Below are 21,734 nucleotides of genomic sequence, written 5' to 3' on the forward strand. Positions count from 1 at the left end.
CTTCAGTCGCTCAGGAGCGCGGCCGTGGGCACCCCGGGGTACGGTCCCCCGGGGTGCCCGTCGTGTCCGTGATCGGCTACTGGGACGGCCAGGGGACCTGCGGCGAGCGGTAGTAGGTGATGCCCAGGGCGTCCCAGCGCGGGGCCTGGGCGGCCAGGCGGAGCTTGTAGGTGGTCCAGTCGTGGGTGGCCGATGGGGACCAGCCCAGTTCGGCCGCGCCCGGGAGGCGGGGGAACGCCATGTAGTCGAGGTCGGCGTTCGTCTTCAGGGTCTCCGTCCACAGGGGGGTCTCCACGCCCCTGATGGACGATGCCGGGGCGCCCGGGAGGTAGTTGCCGGGGTTCCAGTCGTACGACCGCTGCACCTCGACGTAACCGGCCCACTTCGTGCCCAGCTTGGTGCCGCTGGTGTACTTCATGTCGAGGTAGACGCGGTCCGCCGGGGACAGGATCAGCCCGGTGCCGTTCTGGGCGGCCTGGGCGACCTGGGCCTTCTCGGCGGCGCTGGTGCTGTCCAGGCCCCAGTACTGGGCGAGGGCGCCCTTGGCGGGGTGGGCGCCGGTGAGCTGGTGCCAGCCGATGACGGTCTTGCCGTACTTGGCGACGATCGGCTGTACGCGGTCCATGAACTTCACGTAGTCGTCGTGGCTGGTGGAGTGCGCCTCGTCGCCGCCGATGTGGAGGTAGCGGCCCGGGGTGAGCGCGGCCAGCTCCCTGATCACGTCGTCCGCGAAGGTGTACGTGACCTCCTTCGGTACGCACAGGGAGCTGAAGCCGACCTGGGTGCCGGTGTACAGCGGGGGTGCCACGCCGCCGCAGTTGAGGTCGGCGTAGGAGGCGAGGGCCGCGTTGGTGTGGCCGGGCATGTCGATCTCGGGGACCACCTCCAGATAGCGGGAGGCGGCATACGCCACGATCTCCCGGTACTGGTCCTTGGTGTAGTAGCCGCCCTTGCCGCCGCCGACCTCGGTGGAGCCGCCGAAGGTGGCCTGGCGCGGCCAGGAGTCGACGGCGATGCGCCAGCCCTGGTCGTCGCTGAGGTGCAGATGCAGCTCGTTGATCTTGTAGAGGGCCAGCTGGTCGATGTAGCGCTTGACCTGGTCGACCGTGAAGAAGTGCCGGGAGACGTCCAGCATGGCGCCCCGGTAGGAGTAGCGGGGGTGGTCTTCCACGGTGCCGCCCGCGATCTGCCAGGGGCCCGGCTGGACCGTCTTCCGCTCCACGGCCGCCGGGAGCAGCTGGCGCAGGGTCTGGACGCCGTGGAAGAGGCCGGCGGGCGCGCTCGCGGTGATGGTGACGCCGGCCGGGTCGCTGTGCAGCCGGTAGCCCTCGGCCCCGAAGTCGCCCTGGGTGAGGTGGAGCCGGATGCCGCCGGTGCCGTGGTCGGTGAGCGGCAGTGGATAGCCGGTGGAGGGGCGGAGGATGCCGGTGAGGTAGGTGCCGATGCGGCGGACCTCGGCGGAGTCGTCGACGTGGACGCCGGTCGCCCAGGTGATGCGGTACGGGGCCCCGCCGGGCTCGGCCGACGCGGGGGCCGGCACCACCTGGTCCAGCGGTTCCGGGGCGGCCGCGCGCGCCGTGGGGGCGGCGCCGAGGGTGAAGGCTCCGGCCGCCGCCAGAAGCAGCAGTGATCCGAGGATGCGAGGTGTCCGGGGAGTCGTGCTGTGGTCGCGTCTCACATGCGCTCCCTTCAGATGTGGTCGAGACCACTCTCCCGCAGATCCGATGAAACAATCCCTCCATGGCGGAAATCATCCAGAAGGACGGCACCTGGGCCTTCGACGGCGATGCCCTGCGGCTCACCCCGGGGCGGGACAAGAACGTGAGCCTGCTCCGTCGCGAGCTGGGGGAACTCGTCGTACCGCTGGGGGCGTTGGCCGGTGTCTCCTTCGAGCAGGGGCGGCGGTCGGGCCGGCTGAGGCTGCGGCTGCGCGACGGCGCCGATCCACTGACGCAGGCCACCGGCGGCCGGCTGGCCGAGCCGAACGACCCGTACCAGCTGACGGTGGAGTCGGACCGGTACGGCGTCGCCGAGTACTTCGCGGACGAGGTGCGCAACGCCCTGCTGCTGGACGGGGTTTCACCGGATCCGGTCGACGGGTACCTGCTCCCGGGGCCGCCGCTGCCGGTGTCCGCCTCCGCCGGGGACGGCACCGCGGGCTTCGACGGGGAGCGGGTGCGGCTGGAGTGGAACTGGAAGACGGAGGACGCCAAGTCCTCCGGCGGCCCCCGTACGATCCCCCTCGCGGACGTCGTCGGCGTGGAGTGGCAGCCGGCGGCCGGGCTGGAGAACGGGCATCTGCGGTTCCTGGTGCGCGGCGCCCCGGTGACGGCCCAGCCCAAGTACGACCCGAACGCGGTCGAGCTGTGGGGGTTCAAGAAGGATCCGCTGATGGCGCTGGTCGCCGCCGCCGTACAGGCGCGGCTGCCGCATCCCGCGGCTCCCGCGGTTCCCGCGGCCCGCGCCGGGGAGGACGGCGTACGCCCGCAGCCCGTGCCGCTCGCCAAGGAGCCGGCCGCCGAGAGCGAGCACGACGCCCTGCTGCGGCGCCTGCGCGAGCTGGGCGAACTGCGCCGCGACGGGGTGCTGACCGACGAGGAGTTCGCCCTGGCCAAGCAGGCGGTCCTCAAGCGCATGTAGAGCGCGGGTGAGGACCGCCCGGGCCCGGAGACGCTGACGAATCCTTACTTCGCGGTGCGGGACACCGTGAAGTGGTCGATGCGGTCACCGGTCTCGGCGATGCCCGACACCGTCAGCGTGGTCTGGCGGCCCTTCGGCGCGGGGGTGACGTCCACGCGCAGGAAGGAGTAGTTCAGGTAGCGGACCCGGGACCAGGCGACGGTCTCGTTGACCTTGCCGTCCTTGGTGTTGATGAAGGAGGCGACGGAGTCGACCTCGTTCTCGTGGCCCTCGTAGGAGTCCGGGGCGCTGAACGCGTACAGGCTGCGGCCCGCCGCGCCCGCGGTGACGTAGACCACGCCCTCGGTCTCGGGGTAGGCGGTGCCGCCGATCGGGAGCTTCTTGGTGACCTTGTTGTCCTTGATCACGTCGGTGCGCTCGTACTGGTGGTTGTGGCCGTTGATGACCAGGTCCACCTGGTACTTCTCGAACAGCGGCACCCACTCCTGGCGCACGCCCCCCTCCGAGGCGTGCGCCGTGGACGTGCAGTACGCGCAGTGGTGGAAGAAGACGACGATGAAGTCGATGTCGTCACACGACCGGTACTTCTTCAGCTGGGCCTCGAACCACGACGTCTGGGTTCCACCCGAAATGCCCAGGTTCGCCGGGATCTCGAAGGAGACGTCGTTGGGGTCCAGCGAGACGACCGCGGTGTTGCCGTGGACGAAGGAGTAGACGCCGGGCAGGTTCTTCGCATCCGGGCCGTTGTCCGGGAGGGTCCAGCGGGCCTCCTCGCCGCCGTAGCCGTTGGGCGAGTACCAGGCCTCCATGTCGTGGTTGCCGTAACTGACCATCCACGGGACCTGCTTGGCGACCGACTCGGTCTGGTACAGGAACTGGTCCCAGGTGCGCGAGTCGAAGCCCGTGTCGGTGGTCTTGCCCTGGCCGGCCGGGTCACCGTAGGCGATGTCGCCGGCGTGCAGGTGGAAGGCGGGGTTCTGGCCGAGGATCAGGCTGTCGTTGGCGAGGGCGTGGTAGCTGACGCCCTGGTCGCCGAAGGCGGTGAAGGTGAACGGCGCCTTGTGGGCGGGGGCGGTGGTGAAGGTGCCCAGGGTGCCCAGCAGGTGCCGCTCGGCCGGGTCGAAGCCCTCGTGGCCGACGCCGTAGTAGTAGGTCCGGCCCGGGCGCAGGTGACTGAGCCGGGCGTGCAGGTAGTACTGCGTGTGGTCGCCGCTCGCGCCGACGCCGGCCGGGGTGTAGAGGGTGCGGACCTCGGCCTCGATCTTGCGGGAGAGGTCCCAGGGGTGGGCGCCGATGCGGATGAACGGGTTCTTCACGGCGACCGGGACCTGCCAGGAGACGGTCATCTCGGTGCGCGGGTCGTTGCCGTAGGCGAGGTGGCGGCCGAAGGGGGCCACCAGGGCGCCGTCGACCGTCTCGGTGGCGGGGGCGGTGGCCTGCGTCGGCACGGCCGCCTGGGCGGTGGCGCCCGGCACGAACGCGCCACCCGCGACGGCGCCGAGCGTGACGGCGCCGCCTCTGATCATGGTGCGCCGGGAGAATCTGGCGCGCAGGTACTCGTGCTGCTCGGCCATGCTCATGCGCGCGGCCAGCTTCTCCGGTACTCCCATACGAGGAATGTCCATGGAGCCTGAAAATGGTCCACATCTCCAACGAGACGCAGGACACAGGATGGACAGCCGGCGAACAGAGATCCACCAGACCGACAACAGGCATCTGCCCGATATCGGGCACGATTCTTGCGAAACCGGCGCCGGTGGCTCAGGATCTACCGGGTGCACGACGAACTGCTTGATCATCTGACGCGGTCCACGCCCCTGAGCCGGGGCGAGGCGCTGCGGGTGGTCCAGGACGTGCTCGCCTACTTCGACGAGTCGACGGAGGACTACGTCCGGCGCCGCCACCGCGAACTCCAGGCCCAGGGCCTGGTGAACGCGGAGATCTTCGAACGGATCGGGGCGGACCTCAAATATCGAGCGGTGGCACCGCCCGAGCTGACGCTCAGGCAGCTGCGCCGCATCGTCTACGGCTAGGAATACCTGTATATGTGCGGAATTGTCGGATACATCGGGAAGCGTGACGTCGCCCCTCTCCTCCTGGAGGGCCTGCAGCGGCTGGAGTACCGCGGCTACGACTCCGCGGGCATCGTCGTCACCTCTCCGAAGGCGCCCGGCCTGAAGATGGTCAAGGCCAAGGGCCGGGTGCGCGACCTGGAGGCCAAGGTCCCGGCGCGCTTCAAGGGCACCACCGGTATCGCCCACACCCGCTGGGCCACCCACGGCGCCCCCTCCGACACCAACGCCCACCCGCACATGTCGGCCGACAACAAGGTCGCCGTCGTGCACAACGGCATCATCGACAACGCCGCCGACCTGCGCCGCAAGCTGGAGGCGGACGGTGTCGAGTTCCTCTCCGAGACCGACACCGAGGTCCTCACCCACCTCATCGCCCGCGCCACCGCCGAGAAGCTGGAGGACAAGGTCCGCCAGGCGGTCCGGGTGATCGAGGGCACGTACGGCATCGCGGTCCTGCACGCCGACTTCCCCGACCGGATCGTGGTGGCCCGCAACGGCTCCCCGGTCGTCCTCGGCATCGGCGAGAAGGAGATGTTCGTCGCGTCCGACATCGCCGCCCTGGTCATGCACACCCGCCAGATAGTGACCCTGGACGACGGCGAGATGGCCACCCTCAAGGCCGACGACTTCCGCACCTACACCACCGAGGGCACGCGCACCACCGCCGAGCCCACCACGGTGGAGTGGGAGGCCGAGTCGTACGACATGGGCGGCCACGACACCTACATGCACAAGGAGATCTTCGAGCAGGCCGACGCCGTGGACCGCGTGCTGCGCGGCCGCATCGACGACCGCTTCTCCACCGTGCACCTCGGCGGCCTCAACCTGGACGCCCGCGAGGCCCGGCAGATCCGCCGCGTGAAGATCCTCGGCTGCGGCACCTCGTACCACGCGGGCATGATCGGCGCCCAGATGATCGAGGAACTGGCCCGCATCCCCGCCGACGCCGAGCCCGCCTCCGAGTTCCGCTACCGCAACGCGGTCGTCGACCCCGACACCCTGTACGTGGCGGTCTCCCAGTCCGGTGAGACGTACGACGTCCTCGCCGCCGTTCAGGAGCTGAAGCGCAAGGGCGCCCGGGTCTTCGGCGTCGTCAACGTGGTCGGCTCGGCGATCGCCCGCGAGGCGGACGCCGGCATCTACGTGCACGCCGGCCCCGAGGTCTGCGTGGTGTCGACCAAGTGCTTCACCAACATGACGGTCGCCTTCGCGCTGCTCGCCCTGCACCTGGGCCGCACCCGTGACCTCTCGGTCCGGGACGGCAAGCGGATCATCGAGGGCCTCAGGAAGCTGCCCGAGCAGATCACCGAGATCCTCAAGCAGGAGGAGCGGATCAAGGAGCTGGCCGAGCTGTACGCCGACGCCCGCTCGATGCTCTTCATCGGCCGCGTGCGGGGCTACCCGGTGGCCCGCGAGGCCTCCCTGAAGCTCAAGGAGGTCTCCTACATCCACGCCGAGGCCTACCCCGCCTCCGAGCTGAAGCACGGCCCGCTGGCCCTGATCGAGCCGGCCCTGCCCACGGTCGCGATCGTCCCCGACGACGACCTGCTGGAGAAGAACCGCGCGGCCCTGGAGGAGATCAAGGCCCGCAGCGGCAAGATCCTCGCGGTGGCCCACCAGCACCAGGAGAAGGCCGACCAGACGATCGTCGTCCCGAAGAACGAGGACGAGCTCGACCCGATCCTGATGGGCATCCCGCTCCAGCTCCTGGCGTACCACACGGCGAAGGCCCTGGGCCGGGACATCGACAAGCCCCGCAACCTCGCGAAGTCGGTGACGGTGGAGTAATTCCGCCACAGCAGAACGGGACCCCCACGTGGCCACCTTCACGTGGGGGTCCGTTCAGTGCTGCTGGAATCAGCCGGCGGCCGTCACCCCCCGGCCGGCAGCACGTCCGGGAAGCGCCGTCGGCCAGTGGGCCAGCGCGGCCGTGGCCGCGTACCAGGCCACCGCACCCGACACGGCCGCCAGCCAGCCCCCGACCTTGGTCAGAGAAGAGCTGTCGGCGAAGGCCGCCACCGCCAGCACCAGCATCGCCAGGAACAGCAGCCCGTGCATGACCTGGCCCAGGCCGTCCCCGCCCGCGAGGGTCAGGGTGAGCGCCACCAGGGCGAAGAGGAGCAGGAAGAGTCCGGCCGCGTCGGCCGAGCCCTGACCTGCGACGGCCCAGGTGAACCACAGTGCGCCGAGGGCCACGAAGCCCGTACCGGAGGCGGCGTCCCCGCCGCGGAAGGCCAGCAGGCCGACCAGGAACAGAGCAACTCCACCCACATAGTGGGCCACTGACACGGCGTCGGAGGCTGCCACACCGTGGATCACGCCTGTCGTACCGAGACCGAATGCCAACAGGGTGATTCCCAGGGCGAGTCGGCCGACCACCGTAGTACTTCCGTTGTCCACGGCGGGCTCCCTTCATGCTGTGCTGTTGCGCGGTGACCGATATATGCCCTTCACAAGGGCACAAACCACCTCTACGCGCGAGTAGTTTCGCGCTGCACAAAGGGAGTTGGGACGCTCAGGGAATGACGATCACCGGCCGCTGCGCCCGCTTGGCGAGCCGCCCCGCGACCGAGCCGAAGATGCGGCCGACGATGCCGTGCGTGGAGCCGACGACGATCGCGTCGGCCTCGTACTCCCGCCCCACCTCTTCGAGTTCGTGGCAGATGTCCCCGCCCCGCTCGACCAGGATCCACGGCACCTCGGCGAGATAGTCCGCGCACGCCAGCTCCAGGCCGAGGACCTCGGTGCGGTGGTCCGGCACGTCCACGAAGACGGGCGGCTCGCAGCCGGCCCACACGGTGGTCGGCAGCCGGTTGGCGACATGGACGATGATCAGGCCCGAGTGGGAGCGGTGGGCCATGCCGATGGCGTAGGCGAGGGCGCGCTCGCTGGAGGTGGAGCCGTCGAAGCCGACGACGACTCCGTGCCGGAAGGCAGGGTCGCATGAGGGACGTGGCTCTTCCGCCGCCAGGGGATCGGCCGCCGTGGGATCGGCGACCGGCCGCTTGCGGTCCGCGGGTTCGAAGAATTCGTGACCGGCCATGGCTGTCTCGGCGTTGTGATCCTTTTATGGGTGGGACGACAGTGTGCGGCGGAGCTGTGTCCGGGAAACATCTTCCCAACCCCATACCCCCAAGGGTACGGCGGCACGCCTCCCGAGCCCAGATCCCGCGCACGCTCCGTAAGCGGTCCCCCGACATCCGTAGGGGTTCACCGGAGCATGCACGAGCGGCGCCCGTAACGCAATGGTTGCTGCCCCGTACAGGCGGTTTGCACAGGATCAACAGTTGTACGGGCGGTGACCGACCGGTCGAACAGACGTTGAACCGGACGAGCCACCGCCACAGGGAGTACGAGTCATGCCCGGTCACCGATCCACCTCCGAGCCGCCACCCGCGCCGGACACCGTGAGCGATGTGATCCGCTGGGCCGTCTTCAGCTGCGTCCTCGTCCCCGTGGTCCTCGTCTGGTACGGAACCTCGCTGGCCGGCGCGGCGGGCGCCGCCCTGGGCCTGGCCGCCGTCACGGCCGCGTGCCGCTTCCTGCTGCGCCGGTCGGAGCGGTGTGCGGCGGGTTGCGCCGAGCAAAGAGGCGGACGTCACACCCGCCGACGGACACCGGTCGACTGACCTGTTTTCGTACCCCCGAACGCTTCTTTTCAGCCAACTTCTGAATGGTGCCGAAAAGGGTCCCCAACCACCCTCCAACCCCCGTTCGACCTGCACGGAAAGGGTCCACGGGCGGCTGCGCACCCTACGCGGTTTGGCCACTGCGACAAGGCGCACTTCCCTGCACGCTCCGCGAGTGCAACGCTTCGTGATCGAATGCTTCACGCCAAGTTGTCATGTCGACAATCTCGGGCGTGTGGAACTGGTCACCGTGAGACCGCGGGAGCCAGTAGATTCGATCTTGACTGTCTTACGGCGGGGGACTCGTGCAGGACCGAGGGGAAACGTGCAGGAGCGACACAACCGAGGAGCCGCGACCACCGAGGGGGGCTTAGCAGTATGAGCCACGACTCCACTGCCGCGCCGGAAGCCGCAGCCCGGAAACTCTCCGGGCGACGTCGCAAGGAGATCGTCGCGGTGCTGCTGTTCAGCGGCGGCCCCATCTTCGAGAGTTCCATTCCGCTGTCGGTGTTCGGGATAGACCGCCAGGACGCCGGCGTACCGCGCTACCGGCTGCTGGTGTGCGCCGGCGAGGAAGGCCCGCTGCGGACCACAGGGGGCCTGGAACTCAGCGCACCGCATGGACTGGAGGCGATATCCCGCGCCGGGACGGTCGTCGTACCGGCCTGGCGGTCGATCACCGCGCCGCCACCGGAGGAGGCGCTCGACGCGCTGCGCCGGGCGCACGAGGAGGGCGCCCGCATCGTCGGGCTGTGCACCGGCGCCTTCGTCCTCGCGGCGGCGGGCCTGCTGGACGGCCGCCCGGCGACGACCCACTGGATGTACGCGCCGACGCTGGCCAAGCGCTATCCGTCGGTGCACGTCGATCCACGAGAGCTCTTCGTGGACGACGGCGACGTCCTGACATCGGCGGGTACGGCGGCCGGAATCGATCTCTGTCTCCACATCGTGCGGACGGACCACGGCAACGAGGCGGCCGGCGCGCTGGCCCGCCGCCTGGTGGTCCCACCGCGCCGCAGCGGCGGTCAGGAGCGCTACCTCGATCGGTCTTTACCCGAGGAGATCGGCGCCGACCCGCTCGCCGAGGTCGTCGCCTGGGCGCTGGAACACCTCCACGAGCAGTTCGACGTGGAGACCCTGGCGGCACGCGCCTATATGAGCCGTCGTACGTTCGACCGCCGGTTCCGCTCGCTGACCGGCAGCGCACCGCTGCAGTGGCTGATCACCCAGCGGGTGCTGCAGGCACAGCGTCTTCTGGAGACGTCGGACTACTCCGTGGACGAGGTGGCGGGCCGCTGCGGCTTCCGCTCCCCCGTCGCGCTGCGCGGGCACTTCCGCCGCCAGCTCGGCTCCTCCCCCGCCGCCTACCGGGCCGCCTACCGGGCCCGCAGGCCACAGGGCGAGAGGGCGGCCGACAGCGAGCCGTCCCTGTCCGCGTCCGGCCAGCCGGGCCCACCCACGGCCCTCGCGGGCCCCGGACCGGTGGGTCACGCACCCATGCTGCACCCGGACCGGGACAACGGGGTGCCCGTGCAGAGCCGCCGTACGGCGGCGGGCGCGGTGGGGCTGCTGCCGGGGCCGCGGGCCGGTAGCTGATCGGGAGGGGGCGAGCACAGGCTCGCCCCCTTTTCGGCGCCCCGCCGGCCGGCTCCGGTGCCTTCCCCGCCGAACACGGGGGACCCCAAAAGCCGACGTCAGCTTTAGGGTGGTCGCATGAACGATCGCATGGTGTGGATCGACTGCGAGATGACCGGCCTCTCGCTGTCCGACGACGCGCTCATCGAGGTGGCCGCCCTCGTCACCGACTCCGAGCTGAACGTACTCGGCGAGGGGGTGGACATCGTCATCCGCCCGCCGGACCAGGCGCTGGAGACGATGCCGGAAGTGGTGCGTCAGATGCACACCGCGTCCGGGCTGCTCGCCGAGCTCCCGAACGGCACGACCCTCCAGGACGCCGAGGAGCAGGTCCTCGCGTATGTGAAGGAGTACGTGAAGGAGCCCGGCAAGGCCCCGCTGTGCGGCAACTCCGTCGGCACCGACCGCGGCTTCCTGCTGCGGGACATGCCGGCCGTGGAGGACTACCTGCACTACCGGATCGTCGACGTGTCCTCCATCAAGGAGCTGGCCCGCCGCTGGTACCCCCGGGCGTACTTCAACAGCCCGGAGAAGAACGGCAACCACCGGGCCCTCGCCGACATCCGCGAGTCGATCGCCGAGCTGCGCTACTACCGCGAGGCCATCTTCGTCCCGCAGCCCGGCCCGGACTCCGACACGGCGAAGGCGATCGCCGCCAAGCACGTGCTGCCCGCGCAGTAACGACACATCTGCGCCCTTTCGGGGTCCGCTCGGCGGCCCGCGCGAAAACCTGTGCGCGAGCACCCCTTCGGACCCTGTAGACTTCTTCTCGGCCGGTCGGGGAAACGACGAGTTCAACCGCCGGTCGTGGTGGGTGTAGCTCAGCTGGTAGAGCACCTGGTTGTGGTCCAGGATGTCGCGGGTTCGAGTCCCGTCACTCACCCTCATCGGTCAGCCGGTGACTCCGTCGAGAGACGAGTCACCGGCTGATCCGTTTTCCCGGGCCCCCGGCGCGGGTCGCCGTACCGGTGGACGCCGGCCGTCAGTGATCGGCGGCCCGCCGCTCCGGCAGCCGCCCGAGGTCCGACACCGGGCCGAGGTGGTCGAGCTTGTCGGGGTTGGACACGGAACGGATCGCCTGGATCCTCCCCTCGGCGATGTCGACCTCGATCACACTGGCCACGCGCCCTTCCGCGTCGTAGATCACGCCGCCCGGGCGGCCGTTGACCCGGACCGCCTCGAGGCAGGCGCCGAGTCTTCCGACCCGGCGCAGGCCGCCGACCAGGAGCTGGGCGACGCGCCGCGCGTCGGTCACCGACCTGGCGAGCGCCCGCGCCTTGCCGCCGCCGTCGCCCTGGAACACCACGTCGGGCGCCAGCATGCCGAGCAGCGCCTCCATGTCGCCGCCCTCGGCGGCCGCGAAGAACTTGCGGGCGAGTTCCTCGCTCTCCGCCCGCCGCCCCGGGGACGGGCTGTCGACGGCCTGTCCGCCGGGGGCGATGCGCTTTCTGGCGCGGGCGAAGATCTGCCGGCAGTTCGCCTCGGACTTGCCGGTGAGCCGCGCCACCTCCGGGTAGCCGTACCCGAAGACCTCGCGCAGCACGAACACCGCCCGCTCCACCGGGGAGAGGGCCTCCAGCAGCACGAGGAAGGCCATCGACAGCGAGTCGGACAGTTCGGCGTGCTCGGCCGGTCCGGGCCGGTCGGCGGACACGACGACCGGTTCGGGCAGCCAGTCGCCCACATAGGTCTCCCGCCGAACCCGCGCCGAGCCCAGGTAGTTGATGCCCAGCCGCGTCACCGCGGTGGTCAGATACGCCTTCAGGTTCACGACCGGGGTCCCGGCCCGGCGCGCCCGGGTCAGACCGAGGAAGGCGTCCTGCACGATGTCCTCGGCGTCGCCCACGGAACCGGTCATCCCGTAGGCGATGGAGAACAGCAGCGACCGGTATCCGTCCGCGTCCGTCTCCACCGCTGTTGCCGGCACGGATTCCCCCCTTCGAACATCCGCATGACGTCCAGCAGCGTATCCGCTCCTGTCACAGATTGCCGGGGTGCCCTGTCTCAGAGGGCCGACAGCGAACGACAGGACCAAGGGGAAACAAGGGGAACAGGTCATGGACCTCGCACTGTGGATCGTCACCGGACTGCTCGCCGTCGCCTATCTGCTCGGCGGCGGCGGCAAGGTGGTCATGGCGAAGGAGAAGATCGCCGCGTTCGGGCCCAGTTCGCAGTGGGTCCACGACTTCAGCGGCGGCGGCGTGAAGGCCATCGGAGCGCTGGAGGTGCTGGCCGCGGTCGGGCTGATCCTGCCCGCCGCGCTCGGCATCGCGCCGGTTCTGGTGCCGCTGGCCGCCCTCGGCCTGGTGATCCTGATGACCGGTGCGGCGATCACCCGGCTCCGGCGTCACGAGGTCCGGTTCATGGTGGTGGACGTGGTCTACATCGTCCTGGCCGCGTTCGTGGCGTGGGGCCGCTTCGGCCCCGAGTCCTTTCTCCACTGACGGGAGGAGGCCGCGGTCGTGATCACCGACCTGCCCTCGGCGGCCGACCTGGTCACCGCGCCGGCCGCCCAGGCGGAGGAGGCACTGAACCGGGCCTGCGGCCGCTGACCCGGTCTGCCGACGCCGTCCGCGTCCGCCCGGCCACCCTCTCCGGGCCCGGCGCGAGCGAACGTACGCGGACGCTCGCAGGCCGACGTACGTGGACGCCGGCGTCACGAGGACGCCCGCGCCACCAGTTCCGTCGGCAGTACCGCGTGCTGCCGCTCCAGCCCCCGGGACGCGGGCGGGCGGCGGTCGGCGATCTCCGTGAGGAGGAGGTCGATCATGGCGCGGCCCATCTCCTCGATGGGCTGGCGGACGCTGGTCAGCGGCGGGTCCATGTGGCGGGCGATGGCCGAGTCGTCGTAGCCGACGAGGGCCACGTCGTCCGGGATACGACGGCCCGCCTCGCGCAGCACCTGCCGGGCGCCGGCCGCCATCACGTCCGAGCCGGCGAAGACCGCGTCCAGGCCGGGACGGCGGTCGAGGAGCACGGACATGGCGCGGCGGCCGCCCTCTTCCGTGAAGTCCCCTGGTTCGACCAGGAGTTCGTCCACCTCCTGGCCCGCGTCGCGCAGGGCGTCGCGGTAGCCGTCGGCGCGGCGCTGGGCGCCGTAGACGTCGAGGCGGCCGGTGACATGGGCGATGCGGGTGCGGCCGCGGGAGAGCAGGTGCTCCACGGCCGAGCGGGCGCCGCCGTAGTTGTCGGAGTCCACCGAGGTGAGCGTCTCGCCGGCCGAGCGGGGACCGCTGATCACCGCCGGGATCTCCAGCTGGGCCAGCAGATCGGGCAGGGGGTCGTCGGCGTGGACCGAGACCAGCAGGACGCCGTCCACCCGGTGGGCGGCCAGGTACTGCGCGAGGCGTCGGCGCTCGCGGTCGCTGCCCGCGAAGATCAGCAGCAACTGCATCTCGGTGTCGGAGAGTTCGGAACCGACTCCGCGCAGCATGTCGGAGAAGTACGGTTCCGCGAAGAAACGGGTCTCCGGCTCGGGGACGACCAGCGCGATGGCGTCGGTGCGGTTGGCGGCGAGGGCCCGAGCGGCGGTGTTGGGGACGTAGCCGAGCTCGGCGACCGCCGCCTCGACCGCCGCGCGGGTGGCGTCGCTGACCCGGGGCGAGCCGTTGATCACCCGCGAGACCGTGCCCCGGCCGACCCCGGCCCGGGCGGCGACCTCCTCGAGCGTGGGCCGGCCCCCGCTCCGGCCCCGCGCTCCGTGGCTTGCCATGGGCTCCGCCTTTCTCGACCGGCTCCTGGTGCTGGCCTGGAATGTAACAGCACCGTTCGCCGCAGTGACCGTCCCGGGGGATGCGCCCCCGGCTCGCCCCGGTTAACGCTCAGATAACTGAACGCAGTTGCCGCTGTCCGCTCCCTTGACACCCCGCCCCGCACCGGCGACCCTTCAACGCATCACTTATGGGAGCGCTCCCACAGTACCTGGCACCTACACATCCCGCACGTTCCCCGCCCGAGCCGCAGCGAGCACGAACGGGCCCTGTTCCATGCAGTTGGCCGGGGGGTCGGCACGTCAGGCAACAGGAGGACGCAATGCGCACGAGCATCCGCCGGTCCCAGCGGCTGATGGCCCTCGCGGCCGTTGCCGCGTTGACCACGGGGCTGCTGGCCGGCTGCGCCAAGGACTCGAACGACGGCTCGTCGGACGGCTCCGGCGGCGGCAACGGCAGTGGCAAAGGCAAGATCACGCTGACCATCGGCACCTTCGGCGTCTTCGGCTACAAGCAGTCCGGCCTCTATGACGAGTACATGAAGCTGCACCCGGACATCAACATCAAGGAGAACGTCACCACCCGCACCGACGTGTACTGGCCGAAGGTGCTCACCCGCCTCCAGGCCGGCTCCGGCACCGACGACATCCAGGCCATCGAGATCGGCAACATCACCGAGGCCGTGCAGACCCAGGCGAACAAGTTCGTCGACCTGGGCAAGGAGGTCGACAAGTCCCAGTGGCTGGACTGGAAGAACGCCCAGGCCACCACCAAGGACGGCAAGCTCATCGGGCTCGGGACCGACATCGGGCCGATGGCCGTCTGCTACCGGAAGGACCTTTTCCAGAAGGCGGGGCTGCCGACCGACCGGACCAAGCTCGCCGAGATGTGGAAGGGCGACTGGAGCAAGTACGTCGACGTCGGCAAGCAGTACATGAAGAAGGCTCCCCAGGGCACCAAGTTCGTGGACTCCGCGTCCTCCGTCTACAACGCGGCCCTCGGCGGCGCCGACGAGCGGTACTACGACAAGGCGACCGGCAACGTCGTCTGGGACAAGTCCGACGGCGTGAAGAAGGCGTGGAACGTCGCCATGGACGTCGCCACCAGCAACATGTCGGCGAAGCTGAAGCAGTTCGACCCGACCTGGGACCAGGGCTACGCCAACGCCGCCTTCGCCACCGTCGCCTGCCCGGCGTGGATGATCGGCTACATCGAGCAGAAGTCCGGCGACGCCGGCAAGGGCCAGTGGGACGTGGCGGCGGCGCCCACCGCGGCCAACTGGGGCGGCTCCTTCCTCGGCGTGCCGACGGCGGGCAAGCACCAGAAGGAGGCCGTCGCGCTCGCCAAGTGGCTGACCGCGCCCGAGCAGCAGGCCAAGGTCTTCGCCAAGCAGGCGAGCTTCCCCTCGACCCCGTCGGCGTACCCGAGCCTGAAGCCGGCCGCGGACACCACGGCGTACTTCTCGAACGCGCCGCTCACCCAGATCTTCTCCGACTCGGCCAAGACGATCCCGACGCAGTACTTCGGCATCAAGGACCAGCCGATCAACACCGCGATCACCGACGTCGGCATCCTCCAGGTCGAGCAGAAGGGCAAGTCGCCGTCCCAGGGCTGGGACGCGGCGTCCAAGGAGATCAAGGACGTGCTCGGCCAGTGACCAGCCCCAAGCAGGCTCTCGCGCACCCCGCGTCGAGCGCCGACGCCGCGCCCGGCACCCCGCCGGGCGCGGCGCGGGGCGCTCACGGTCGCGGTACGCCGGCGGGCGCCGACTCCTGGCCCAGCCGGCTGTACCGCTGGGACATGAAGTCGTCGCCGTACGCGTTCGTGTCCCCGTTCTTCGTCCTGTTCGGGGCGTTCACGCTGGTCCCGCTGCTCTACACGGCCTGGTACTCGCTGCACGACGTGCAGCTGTCCTCGCTGGACCACCAGACCTGGGCGGGCCTGGACAACTACAAGAACCTGTGGTCGTCGGACTTCTTCTGGAACGCCCTGAAGAACACCCTGACCATCGGTGTCATCTCGACCGTGCCGCAGCTGCTGGCCGCGATCGGGCTCGCGCATCTGCTGAACTACCGGCTGCGGGGCTCGACCGTCTGGCGTGTGGTGATGCTGACCCCGTACGCCACCTCGGTGGCCGCGGCGACCCTGGTGTTCACGCTGCTGTACTCGTGGGACGGCGGCATGGTCAACTGGATCCTGCACTTCTTCGGCGTGAACCCTGTCAACTGGCGTGAGTCCGACTGGGGTTCGCAGTTCGCGGTGTCGTCCATCGTGATCTGGCGGTGGACCGGCTACAACGCGCTGATCTATCTGGCGGCCATGCAGGCGATCCCGACCGATCTGTACGAGTCGGCGGCGATCGACGGCGCCAACCGCTGGCAGCAGTTCCGGCATGTGACGATCCCGCAGCTGCGGCCGACGATCCTCTTCACGGTGGTCGTCTCCACCATCGGCGCGACCCAGCTCTTCGGCGAGCCGCTGCTGTTCGGCGGGGTCAGCGGCTCCAAGGGCGGCTCCGACCACCAGTACCAGACGCTCGGTCTGTACATGTACGACCAGGGCTGGATCATCGGCAACCTCGGCAAGGCGTCCGCGATCGCCTGGTCGATGTTCCTGATCCTGCTGGTCATCGCCGCGGTCAATCTGCTGCTCACCCGACGGCTGAGGAAGTCCCAATGACGACCGGTGAACTGACACTGCCCCGCAAGGCCGTCCGGCACCGGGGCCGGATGGGCGCGGGCAGACAGCTGCACGCGGGCCCGGTGACGTACGTCGTGCTGACCGTCTTCGCGCTGGTCTCGCTCGCCCCGCTGGTGTGGACGGCGATCGCCGCGTCCCGCACCGACCGGCGGCTCGCGCAGACACCGCCGCCGCTGTGGTTCGGCGGCAACCTGTTCAAGAACCTGCAGACGGCCTGGGACCAGGCGGGGCTGGGCACCGCGATGTTCAACTCGGTGATCGTGGCGGGCACGATCACGGTGAGCACGGTGCTGTTCTCGACCCTGGCCGGCTTCGCCTTCGCCAAGCTGCGGTTCCGGTTCTCCAGCCTGCTGTTGCTGCTGACCATCGGCACGATGATGATCCCGCCGCAACTGGCCGTCGTACCGCTGTATCTGTGGATGTCGGACCTCGGCTGGTCCAACCAGCTGCAGACGGTGATCCTGCCGAGTCTCGTCACCGCCTTCGGTACGTTCTTCATGCGGCAGTACCTGGTGCAGGCGCTGCCGACGGAGCTGATCGAGGCGGCCCGGGTGGACGGGGCGAGCAGCATCCGGATCGTCTGGCACGTGGTCTTCCCGGCGGCGCGGCCCGCGATGGCCGTACTCGGCCTGCTGACGTTCGTGTTCGCCTGGAACGACTTCCTGTGGCCGATCATCGCCCTGAACCAGCAGAACCCGACCGTGCAGGTGGCCCTGAACTCGCTCGGCACCGGATACGTCCCGGACCAGGCGGTGATCATGGCGGGCGCGCTGCTGGGCACGCTGCCGCTGCTGGTCGCGTTCGTGCTGTTCGGCAAGCAGATCGTGGGCGGGATCATGCAGGGCGCGATCAAGGGCTGACACCTCCTGTGCACGGGGGCCGGGCCACCGCCGCCCCGGCCCCTCCTCCGCCTCCTCCCTTCCCCCTCCATCGACCCCTGGTCTCCTACGACCCCATTGGGAGCGCTTCCATGCCTCAACCCGTTACCTCCGTGACCTTTCCTCCCGCCTTCCTCTGGGGCGCCGCGACCTCGGCCTACCAGATCGAGGGGGCGGTGCGGGAGGACGGCCGCACCCCCTCGATCTGGGACACCTTCAGCCATACGCCGGGCAGGACGGCCGGCGGTGAGACCGGTGACATCGCCGTCGACCACTACCACCGCTTCCGCGAGGACGTGGCGCTGATGGCGGAGCTGGGCCTGACCGCGTACCGCTTCTCGGTGTCCTGGTCCCGGGTGCAGCCCACCGGCCGGGGCCCGGCGGTCCAGCGCGGCCTGGACTTCTACCGGCGTCTGGTGGACGAGCTCCTCGCCCACGGCATCAGGCCGGCGCTCACCCTCTACCACTGGGACCTGCCGCAGGAGCTGGAGGACGCGGGCGGCTGGCCGCAGCGGGACACCGCGTTCCGGTTCGCCGAGTACGCGGGGCTGGTCGGCGAGGCGCTGGGCGACCGGGTGGAGCAGTGGATCACCCTCAACGAGCCCTGGTGCAGCGCCTTCCTGGGCTACGGCTCGGGTGTCCACGCCCCCGGCCGTACCGACCCGGCGGCCTCGCTGCGCGCCGCCCACCACCTCAACCTCGCGCACGGTCTCGCGGCTTCCGCCCTGCGCTCGGTGATGCCGGCCCGCAACGAGATCGCGATCAGCCTCAACTCCTCCGTCGTACGGCCCTTTTCGCAGGACCCGGCCGACCTGGCCGCGGCCCGCCGGATCGACGACCTGGCCAACGGGATCTTCCACGGCCCGATGCTGCACGGGGCGTACCCCGAGTCGCTGCTCTCCGCGACGGCCTCGGTCACCGACTGGTCGTACGTCCTGGACGGCGACACCCGCACGATCAACGTCCCGCTGGACGCGCTGGGCCTGAACTACTACACCCCGGCCCTGGTCTCGGCCGCGTCCGGGGAGGTCAAGGGCCCCCGGGCGGACGGCCACGGGGCCAGTGAGCACTCGCCGTGGCCGGGCGCCGACGACGTGCTCTTCCACCAGACCCCGGGCGAGCACACGGAGATGGGCTGGACGATCGATCCGACCGGCCTGTACGACCTGCTCATGCGCTACACGCGCGAGGCACCGGGTCTGCCGCTGTACGTGACCGAGAACGGCGCCGCCTACGACGACAAGCCCGACCCCGAGGGCCGCGTCCACGACCCCGAGCGCATCGCCTACCTGCACGGCCACCTGTCCGAGGTCCGCCGCGCCCTCACGGACGGCGCCGATGTGCGCGGCTACTACCTGTGGTCCCTGATGGACAACTTCGAGTGGGCGTACGGCTACGGCAAGCGCTTCGGCGCGGTGTACGTCGACTACACGACGCTGGAGCGGACACCGAAGTCGAGCGCGCGGTGGTACGGGGAGGCGGCGCGGACGGGGGTGTTGCCGACGGTGGAGGCCGACTAGAGACGAACGCGGCCCGTCCGGAGCGGGCCGCGTCTCCTCAGAGCTGTCAGACGCGCACGTGTGCGATGCCGCCACACGCCCGGTCTCCGCAGGGAAGCTCCTATAGATCGTCAAGCGGTCTGTGGGAGCGGTTCGGTGGTGCGGGTCGCATGGGGTAGGTGGCGGTAGATCTCGCGGGCGACGAACCGTTTCAGGCAGCGGACCACGTCTTTCTTCGTCATGCCTTGGGCGGTGCGTCGGGCCATGTAGTCCTGCGTCCGCTGGTCGTATCGGATGCGGACCAAGACGATCGTGTGCAGGGCGTTGTTGGCCGCGCGGTCGCCGCCGCGGTTGAGGCGGTGGCGTTTGGTGCGGCCGGATGAGGCGGGAACGGGGGAGGCACCGCACAGGTGGGCGAAGGCCGCTTCGGAGTGGAGCCGGTCGGAGTTGTCGCCCGCACTGGTCAGCAGCTGCCCGGCGGTCTCGGGGCCGACGCCTGGAAGGGCGACCAGGTTCGGGGCGGCCTTGGTGACCAGTGGCCCGATCTCCCGGTCCGCGTCTTTGATCTCCTCGTCGAGTGCCTGGTAGCGGCGTGCGAGCCGCCGCAGGGCGATGCGCACTGCGCAGGCCGGATCGTCGAGTTCGCCGGCCGGGCGGGAGCGGGCCAGGGTGTCGACCAGCGCGCTGGTCGACAGGCCCCTCAGCCTGTCTCGCACCGCCGACGGGGCGGTGACGATCAGAGTCCGGATCTGATTGATGGTCTGGGTGCGGGCCTTGACGGCGCTCTTGCGGGCCACCCGCAGAGCCCGGATCGCCTCCACGATCCCGTTCCTGGCCTTCGGTGTCCCGCCGGCCCGGCCGGACAGGACCGCGGTCGCCGCCGCGTAGGCGTCGATGGGGTCGGACTTGCCGCTGTCCCGGCGGGCCTTGCGGTCCGGCCGGTCGACCTCGACCACGGTGACACCGTGCGCGGTCAGGAACCGGGCCACCTCAGCGCCGTAGGCACCGGTCCCCTCGATGCCCACCGCCAGGACCTCGCCGTGCGACTTCAGCCAAGCCAGCAGCCGTGTGTATCCCTCGGGGGTGGTCTCGAACGCCTCGGTGGCCAGGTGCCGGCCGATGCTGTCGATGACGGCGACCTGGTGGAGGTCGGTGTGGGTGTCGATCCCGCCGATCACCGCTATCTCGTCTGCCATGCTGTTGCGTACTGCCCTTCCAACGCTCGCCTGTGGGAGGGCACGGGCCGGTCGGGCCGACGGACAAGACAGTGATGGGACCTCTGGCCAGGCTATGAAGTCACAGACGCCCGACCGGCCACGCGCCAAGCGGCACCGCCCGGCAGGCCGACGATTCCCCACAAGGACAACCGAAGCGTCAGTCAGTCGGAGAGTCAGACCCCCGAGCGATGCCATCGCCAATCCTCACTGTCAGTTGAAGGCGCCGAACGCCTTCGAGAAGGCGAACGTGTCCTGGACTACGGAGCTGCACGTGGGGTCGGCGGAGTTCTTCGCGCCGCCTGCGCACTGCTTGTCGCGGGCCGCGGACCACATCGACAGGCCGCCGAGGCCCTTGGACTTGGCGAAGTTCACCAGCTGGGTGGCGTCGTCCACCTTGAAGATCTCGGAGGAGACGTCGTTGACGCCGATCATCGGCGTGACGGCGACCGTCTTCCAGGCGGCGCCGTCGGACAGGCCGAGGACGCTCTTGACCTGGGCCTGGGTGGCCGTCGCGGCCTGCTGGGCGTAGTCGCCCATGTCGCCGTTGTACGAGGCGCCGTAGTCCATCGCCATGATGTTGACGGTGGAGACCTTCACGCCGTTGGACTTGGCGTTGGAGAGGAGGTTCACGCCGTCCTGGGTGAGGCCCTCGGGCATCACCGGGAGGGTGAAGGAGACGTCCAGGCCCGGGTGCTGCGCCTGGAGCTTCGCTATCGCCTTCGCCCGGAGGGTGTTCGCCGCCGTGTTCGGCAGCGCGCCGCCTTCGACGTCGAAGTCGACCTTGGTCAGCTTGAACGCGTCGACCGCCTTGCCGTACGCCGCCGCCAGCGCGTCCGCCGAGGAGCAGGTGGTGGCCAGTTCGGAGCCGGAGGCGCCGCCGAAGGAGACCCGGACGTCACCGCCCTTGGCGCGCAGCGAGCCGATCTGCGCGGCGACGGCGTCGCTGGTCAGGTCGGTGACACCGCCCCACTTGGGGGTGCAGCCGCCGCCGTCGGTGATGAAGGCGAGGTTGTAGTTCTTCACGCCGGTCGCGTCGGCCGCGCCCACCAGGTCGAAGGCCGGGTAGAGGGAGGTGTCGACGTACGGTGCGAAGCCGGCGGAGGCGGTGGTGCCGCTGCCGGTCGTCTGCGAGGCGGTCGGGGTCGGGGTGGCCGTCCTGGTCGGGGTGGGAGTGGCGCTCCTGGTCGGGGCGGCTGTCGGGGTCGGCGACTGGGTCGCGGTGGGACGGCCGCTGGGCTCGGGGATGGCGCCGCCGTCCGCGGAGCACTGGGAGTTGTCGATACGACAGCCCGTCGGGTCGCCCTTGCCCTCGACCACGAAACCGACGGTCACCGACTTCCCGGCGGCGAGGCCCTCGGTGTCCCACTTCGCGGGCTTCACGGTGACGTGCGAACCGCTGACGCTCGACTCGCCGTTCCACAGGGAGCCGAGCCGGGCGCCCGCCGGGAGGTCGAACTCCAGGGTCCAGGTCTTCTCGGTCTGGCCGCTGTTGTTGGTGACGACGTACTGCGCGGTGTAGCCGGTCGACCAGTCGCTGGTCTTGGTGTACGCGGCGTTCACGCCGGCCGCGTTGGCCGTGCCGGTGAGCAGGAGCGCGCCACCGCCGACCACGGCCGCGGCCACGAGACCGCCTATCGCCTTGTTCCTGCCACTGATCCTGCGCCGGTGCGTGGTCATGCGCGTGCCTGCCTTCGCTGTTCACGGGGGTGAGGTGCGGCAGCACGCTAGCGATCCGGAATCGGGCAAACGGC

At 70.1% G+C, this 21,734-nt stretch carries 19 protein-coding genes and 1 tRNA gene; 12 read left to right on the forward strand and 8 right to left on the reverse strand.

Translation table 11 applies throughout. The features are described from left to right. Positions 1-76: 76 nt before the first annotated feature. Positions 77-1,678 (reverse strand): beta-N-acetylhexosaminidase, encoded by a 1,602-nt coding sequence (locus tag ACWDEN_RS05535; protein WP_450857415.1) that lies wholly within the window; start codon positions 1,676-1,678, stop codon positions 77-79. 62 nt (positions 1,679-1,740) lie between these two features. Here ACWDEN_RS05535 and ACWDEN_RS05540 point away from each other — a divergent pair, with 62 nt between their 5' ends. Further along, positions 1,741-2,640 carry a DUF4429 domain-containing protein gene (locus ACWDEN_RS05540; protein WP_450857417.1) on the forward strand — a complete coding sequence of 300 codons (900 nt, stop codon included), beginning with the start codon at positions 1,741-1,743 and terminating at the stop codon, positions 2,638-2,640. Between the two features lie 44 nt (positions 2,641-2,684). Here ACWDEN_RS05540 and ACWDEN_RS05545 read toward each other — a convergent pair whose 3' ends face one another. After that, positions 2,685-4,250 (reverse strand): fibronectin type III domain-containing protein, encoded by a 1,566-nt coding sequence (locus tag ACWDEN_RS05545; RefSeq protein ID WP_450857419.1) that lies wholly within the window; start codon positions 4,248-4,250, stop codon positions 2,685-2,687. 165 nt (positions 4,251-4,415) lie between these two features. Here ACWDEN_RS05545 and ACWDEN_RS05550 point away from each other — a divergent pair, with 165 nt between their 5' ends. Together ACWDEN_RS05550 and glmS are read left to right on the forward strand one after the other, a co-directional pair. Further along, a complete protein-coding gene (locus ACWDEN_RS05550) occupies positions 4,416-4,673 on the forward strand; it encodes a hypothetical protein (protein ID WP_351608938.1) in 258 nt (85 codons plus the stop codon). Positions 4,674-4,685: 12 nt separating this feature from the next. Then, positions 4,686-6,503: a glutamine--fructose-6-phosphate transaminase (isomerizing) gene (gene glmS, locus ACWDEN_RS05555; RefSeq protein WP_351608941.1), complete on the forward strand. Its 1,818-nt coding sequence runs from the start codon at positions 4,686-4,688 to the stop codon at positions 6,501-6,503. A 69-nt stretch (positions 6,504-6,572) separates the two neighbouring features. Here the strand turns inward: glmS and ACWDEN_RS05560 are convergent, their stop codons facing one another. After that, entirely contained in the window at positions 6,573-7,115 is a 543-nt protein-coding gene (locus ACWDEN_RS05560; protein WP_450857421.1) for a GPR1/FUN34/YaaH family transporter, read from the reverse strand. 115 nt (positions 7,116-7,230) lie between these two features. Further along, a complete protein-coding gene (locus tag ACWDEN_RS05565; protein ID WP_351207354.1) occupies positions 7,231-7,758 on the reverse strand; it encodes a universal stress protein in 528 nt (175 codons plus the stop codon). Positions 7,759-8,074: 316 nt separating this feature from the next. On the opposite strand from ACWDEN_RS05565, the gene ACWDEN_RS05570 reads away from it, so the two are divergent. The 4 genes from ACWDEN_RS05570 to ACWDEN_RS05585 all read left to right on the forward strand — a co-directional run bounded on the left by ACWDEN_RS05570 (position 8,075) and on the right by ACWDEN_RS05585 (position 10,862). Beyond that, the gene (locus ACWDEN_RS05570; RefSeq protein WP_351608947.1) at positions 8,075-8,344 is read left to right on the forward strand and encodes a hypothetical protein; all 270 of its coding nucleotides are present in this window, start codon (positions 8,075-8,077) and stop codon (positions 8,342-8,344) included. Between the two features lie 378 nt (positions 8,345-8,722). Continuing rightward, the gene (locus tag ACWDEN_RS05575; RefSeq protein ID WP_351608950.1) at positions 8,723-9,940 is read left to right on the forward strand and encodes a helix-turn-helix domain-containing protein; all 1,218 of its coding nucleotides are present in this window, start codon (positions 8,723-8,725) and stop codon (positions 9,938-9,940) included. A 117-nt stretch (positions 9,941-10,057) separates the two neighbouring features. Beyond that, positions 10,058-10,660 (forward strand): oligoribonuclease, encoded by a 603-nt coding sequence (orn, locus tag ACWDEN_RS05580; protein ID WP_351608953.1) that lies wholly within the window; start codon positions 10,058-10,060, stop codon positions 10,658-10,660. Between the two features lie 129 nt (positions 10,661-10,789). Further along, positions 10,790-10,862, forward strand: a tRNA-His gene (locus tag ACWDEN_RS05585). 99 nt (positions 10,863-10,961) lie between these two features. Here the strand turns inward: ACWDEN_RS05585 and sigJ are convergent. Next, entirely contained in the window at positions 10,962-11,906 is a 945-nt protein-coding gene (gene sigJ / locus ACWDEN_RS05590) for an RNA polymerase sigma factor SigJ (RefSeq protein ID WP_351608955.1), read from the reverse strand. Positions 11,907-12,036: 130 nt separating this feature from the next. Between sigJ and ACWDEN_RS05595 the strand changes: the two genes are divergently transcribed. Continuing rightward, on the forward strand, positions 12,037-12,423 hold the full coding sequence (locus ACWDEN_RS05595) for a DoxX family protein (protein WP_351608958.1): 387 nt from the start codon (positions 12,037-12,039) through the stop codon (positions 12,421-12,423). Between the two features lie 212 nt (positions 12,424-12,635). Here the strand turns inward: ACWDEN_RS05595 and ACWDEN_RS05600 are convergent, their stop codons facing one another. Further along, entirely contained in the window at positions 12,636-13,691 is a 1,056-nt protein-coding gene (locus tag ACWDEN_RS05600; RefSeq protein ID WP_351608961.1) for a LacI family DNA-binding transcriptional regulator, read from the reverse strand. Between the two features lie 320 nt (positions 13,692-14,011). On the opposite strand from ACWDEN_RS05600, the gene ACWDEN_RS05605 reads away from it, so the two are divergent. The 4 genes from ACWDEN_RS05605 (at position 14,012) to ACWDEN_RS05620 (ending at position 18,787) form a co-directional block, all read left to right on the forward strand. Beyond that, a complete protein-coding gene (locus ACWDEN_RS05605) occupies positions 14,012-15,346 on the forward strand; it encodes an ABC transporter substrate-binding protein (RefSeq protein ID WP_351608963.1) in 1,335 nt (444 codons plus the stop codon). After that, on the forward strand, positions 15,343-16,368 hold the full coding sequence (locus tag ACWDEN_RS05610) for a carbohydrate ABC transporter permease (RefSeq protein ID WP_450857425.1): 1,026 nt from the start codon (positions 15,343-15,345) through the stop codon (positions 16,366-16,368). The genes ACWDEN_RS05605 and ACWDEN_RS05610 overlap by 4 nt, the downstream gene beginning before the upstream one ends. Continuing rightward, positions 16,365-17,249: a carbohydrate ABC transporter permease gene (locus ACWDEN_RS05615; RefSeq protein ID WP_450857427.1), complete on the forward strand. Its 885-nt coding sequence runs from the start codon at positions 16,365-16,367 to the stop codon at positions 17,247-17,249. The genes ACWDEN_RS05610 and ACWDEN_RS05615 overlap by 4 nt, the downstream gene beginning before the upstream one ends. 110 nt (positions 17,250-17,359) lie before the next feature. Further along, positions 17,360-18,787 carry a GH1 family beta-glucosidase gene (locus ACWDEN_RS05620; RefSeq protein WP_450857429.1) on the forward strand — a complete coding sequence of 476 codons (1,428 nt, stop codon included), beginning with the start codon at positions 17,360-17,362 and terminating at the stop codon, positions 18,785-18,787. A gap of 110 nt (positions 18,788-18,897) precedes the next feature. Here the strand turns inward: ACWDEN_RS05620 and ACWDEN_RS05625 are convergent, their stop codons facing one another. Both ACWDEN_RS05625 and ACWDEN_RS05630 read right to left on the reverse strand, forming a co-directional pair. Next, on the reverse strand, positions 18,898-19,962 hold the full coding sequence (locus ACWDEN_RS05625; RefSeq protein ID WP_450857431.1) for an IS110 family transposase: 1,065 nt from the start codon (positions 19,960-19,962) through the stop codon (positions 18,898-18,900). A 231-nt stretch (positions 19,963-20,193) separates the two neighbouring features. Further along, entirely contained in the window at positions 20,194-21,660 is a 1,467-nt protein-coding gene (locus ACWDEN_RS05630) for a glycoside hydrolase family 18 protein (protein ID WP_450857433.1), read from the reverse strand. Positions 21,661-21,734: the final 74 nt, after the last annotated feature.

Source organism: Streptomyces sp. NPDC001153, assembly GCF_053598315.1.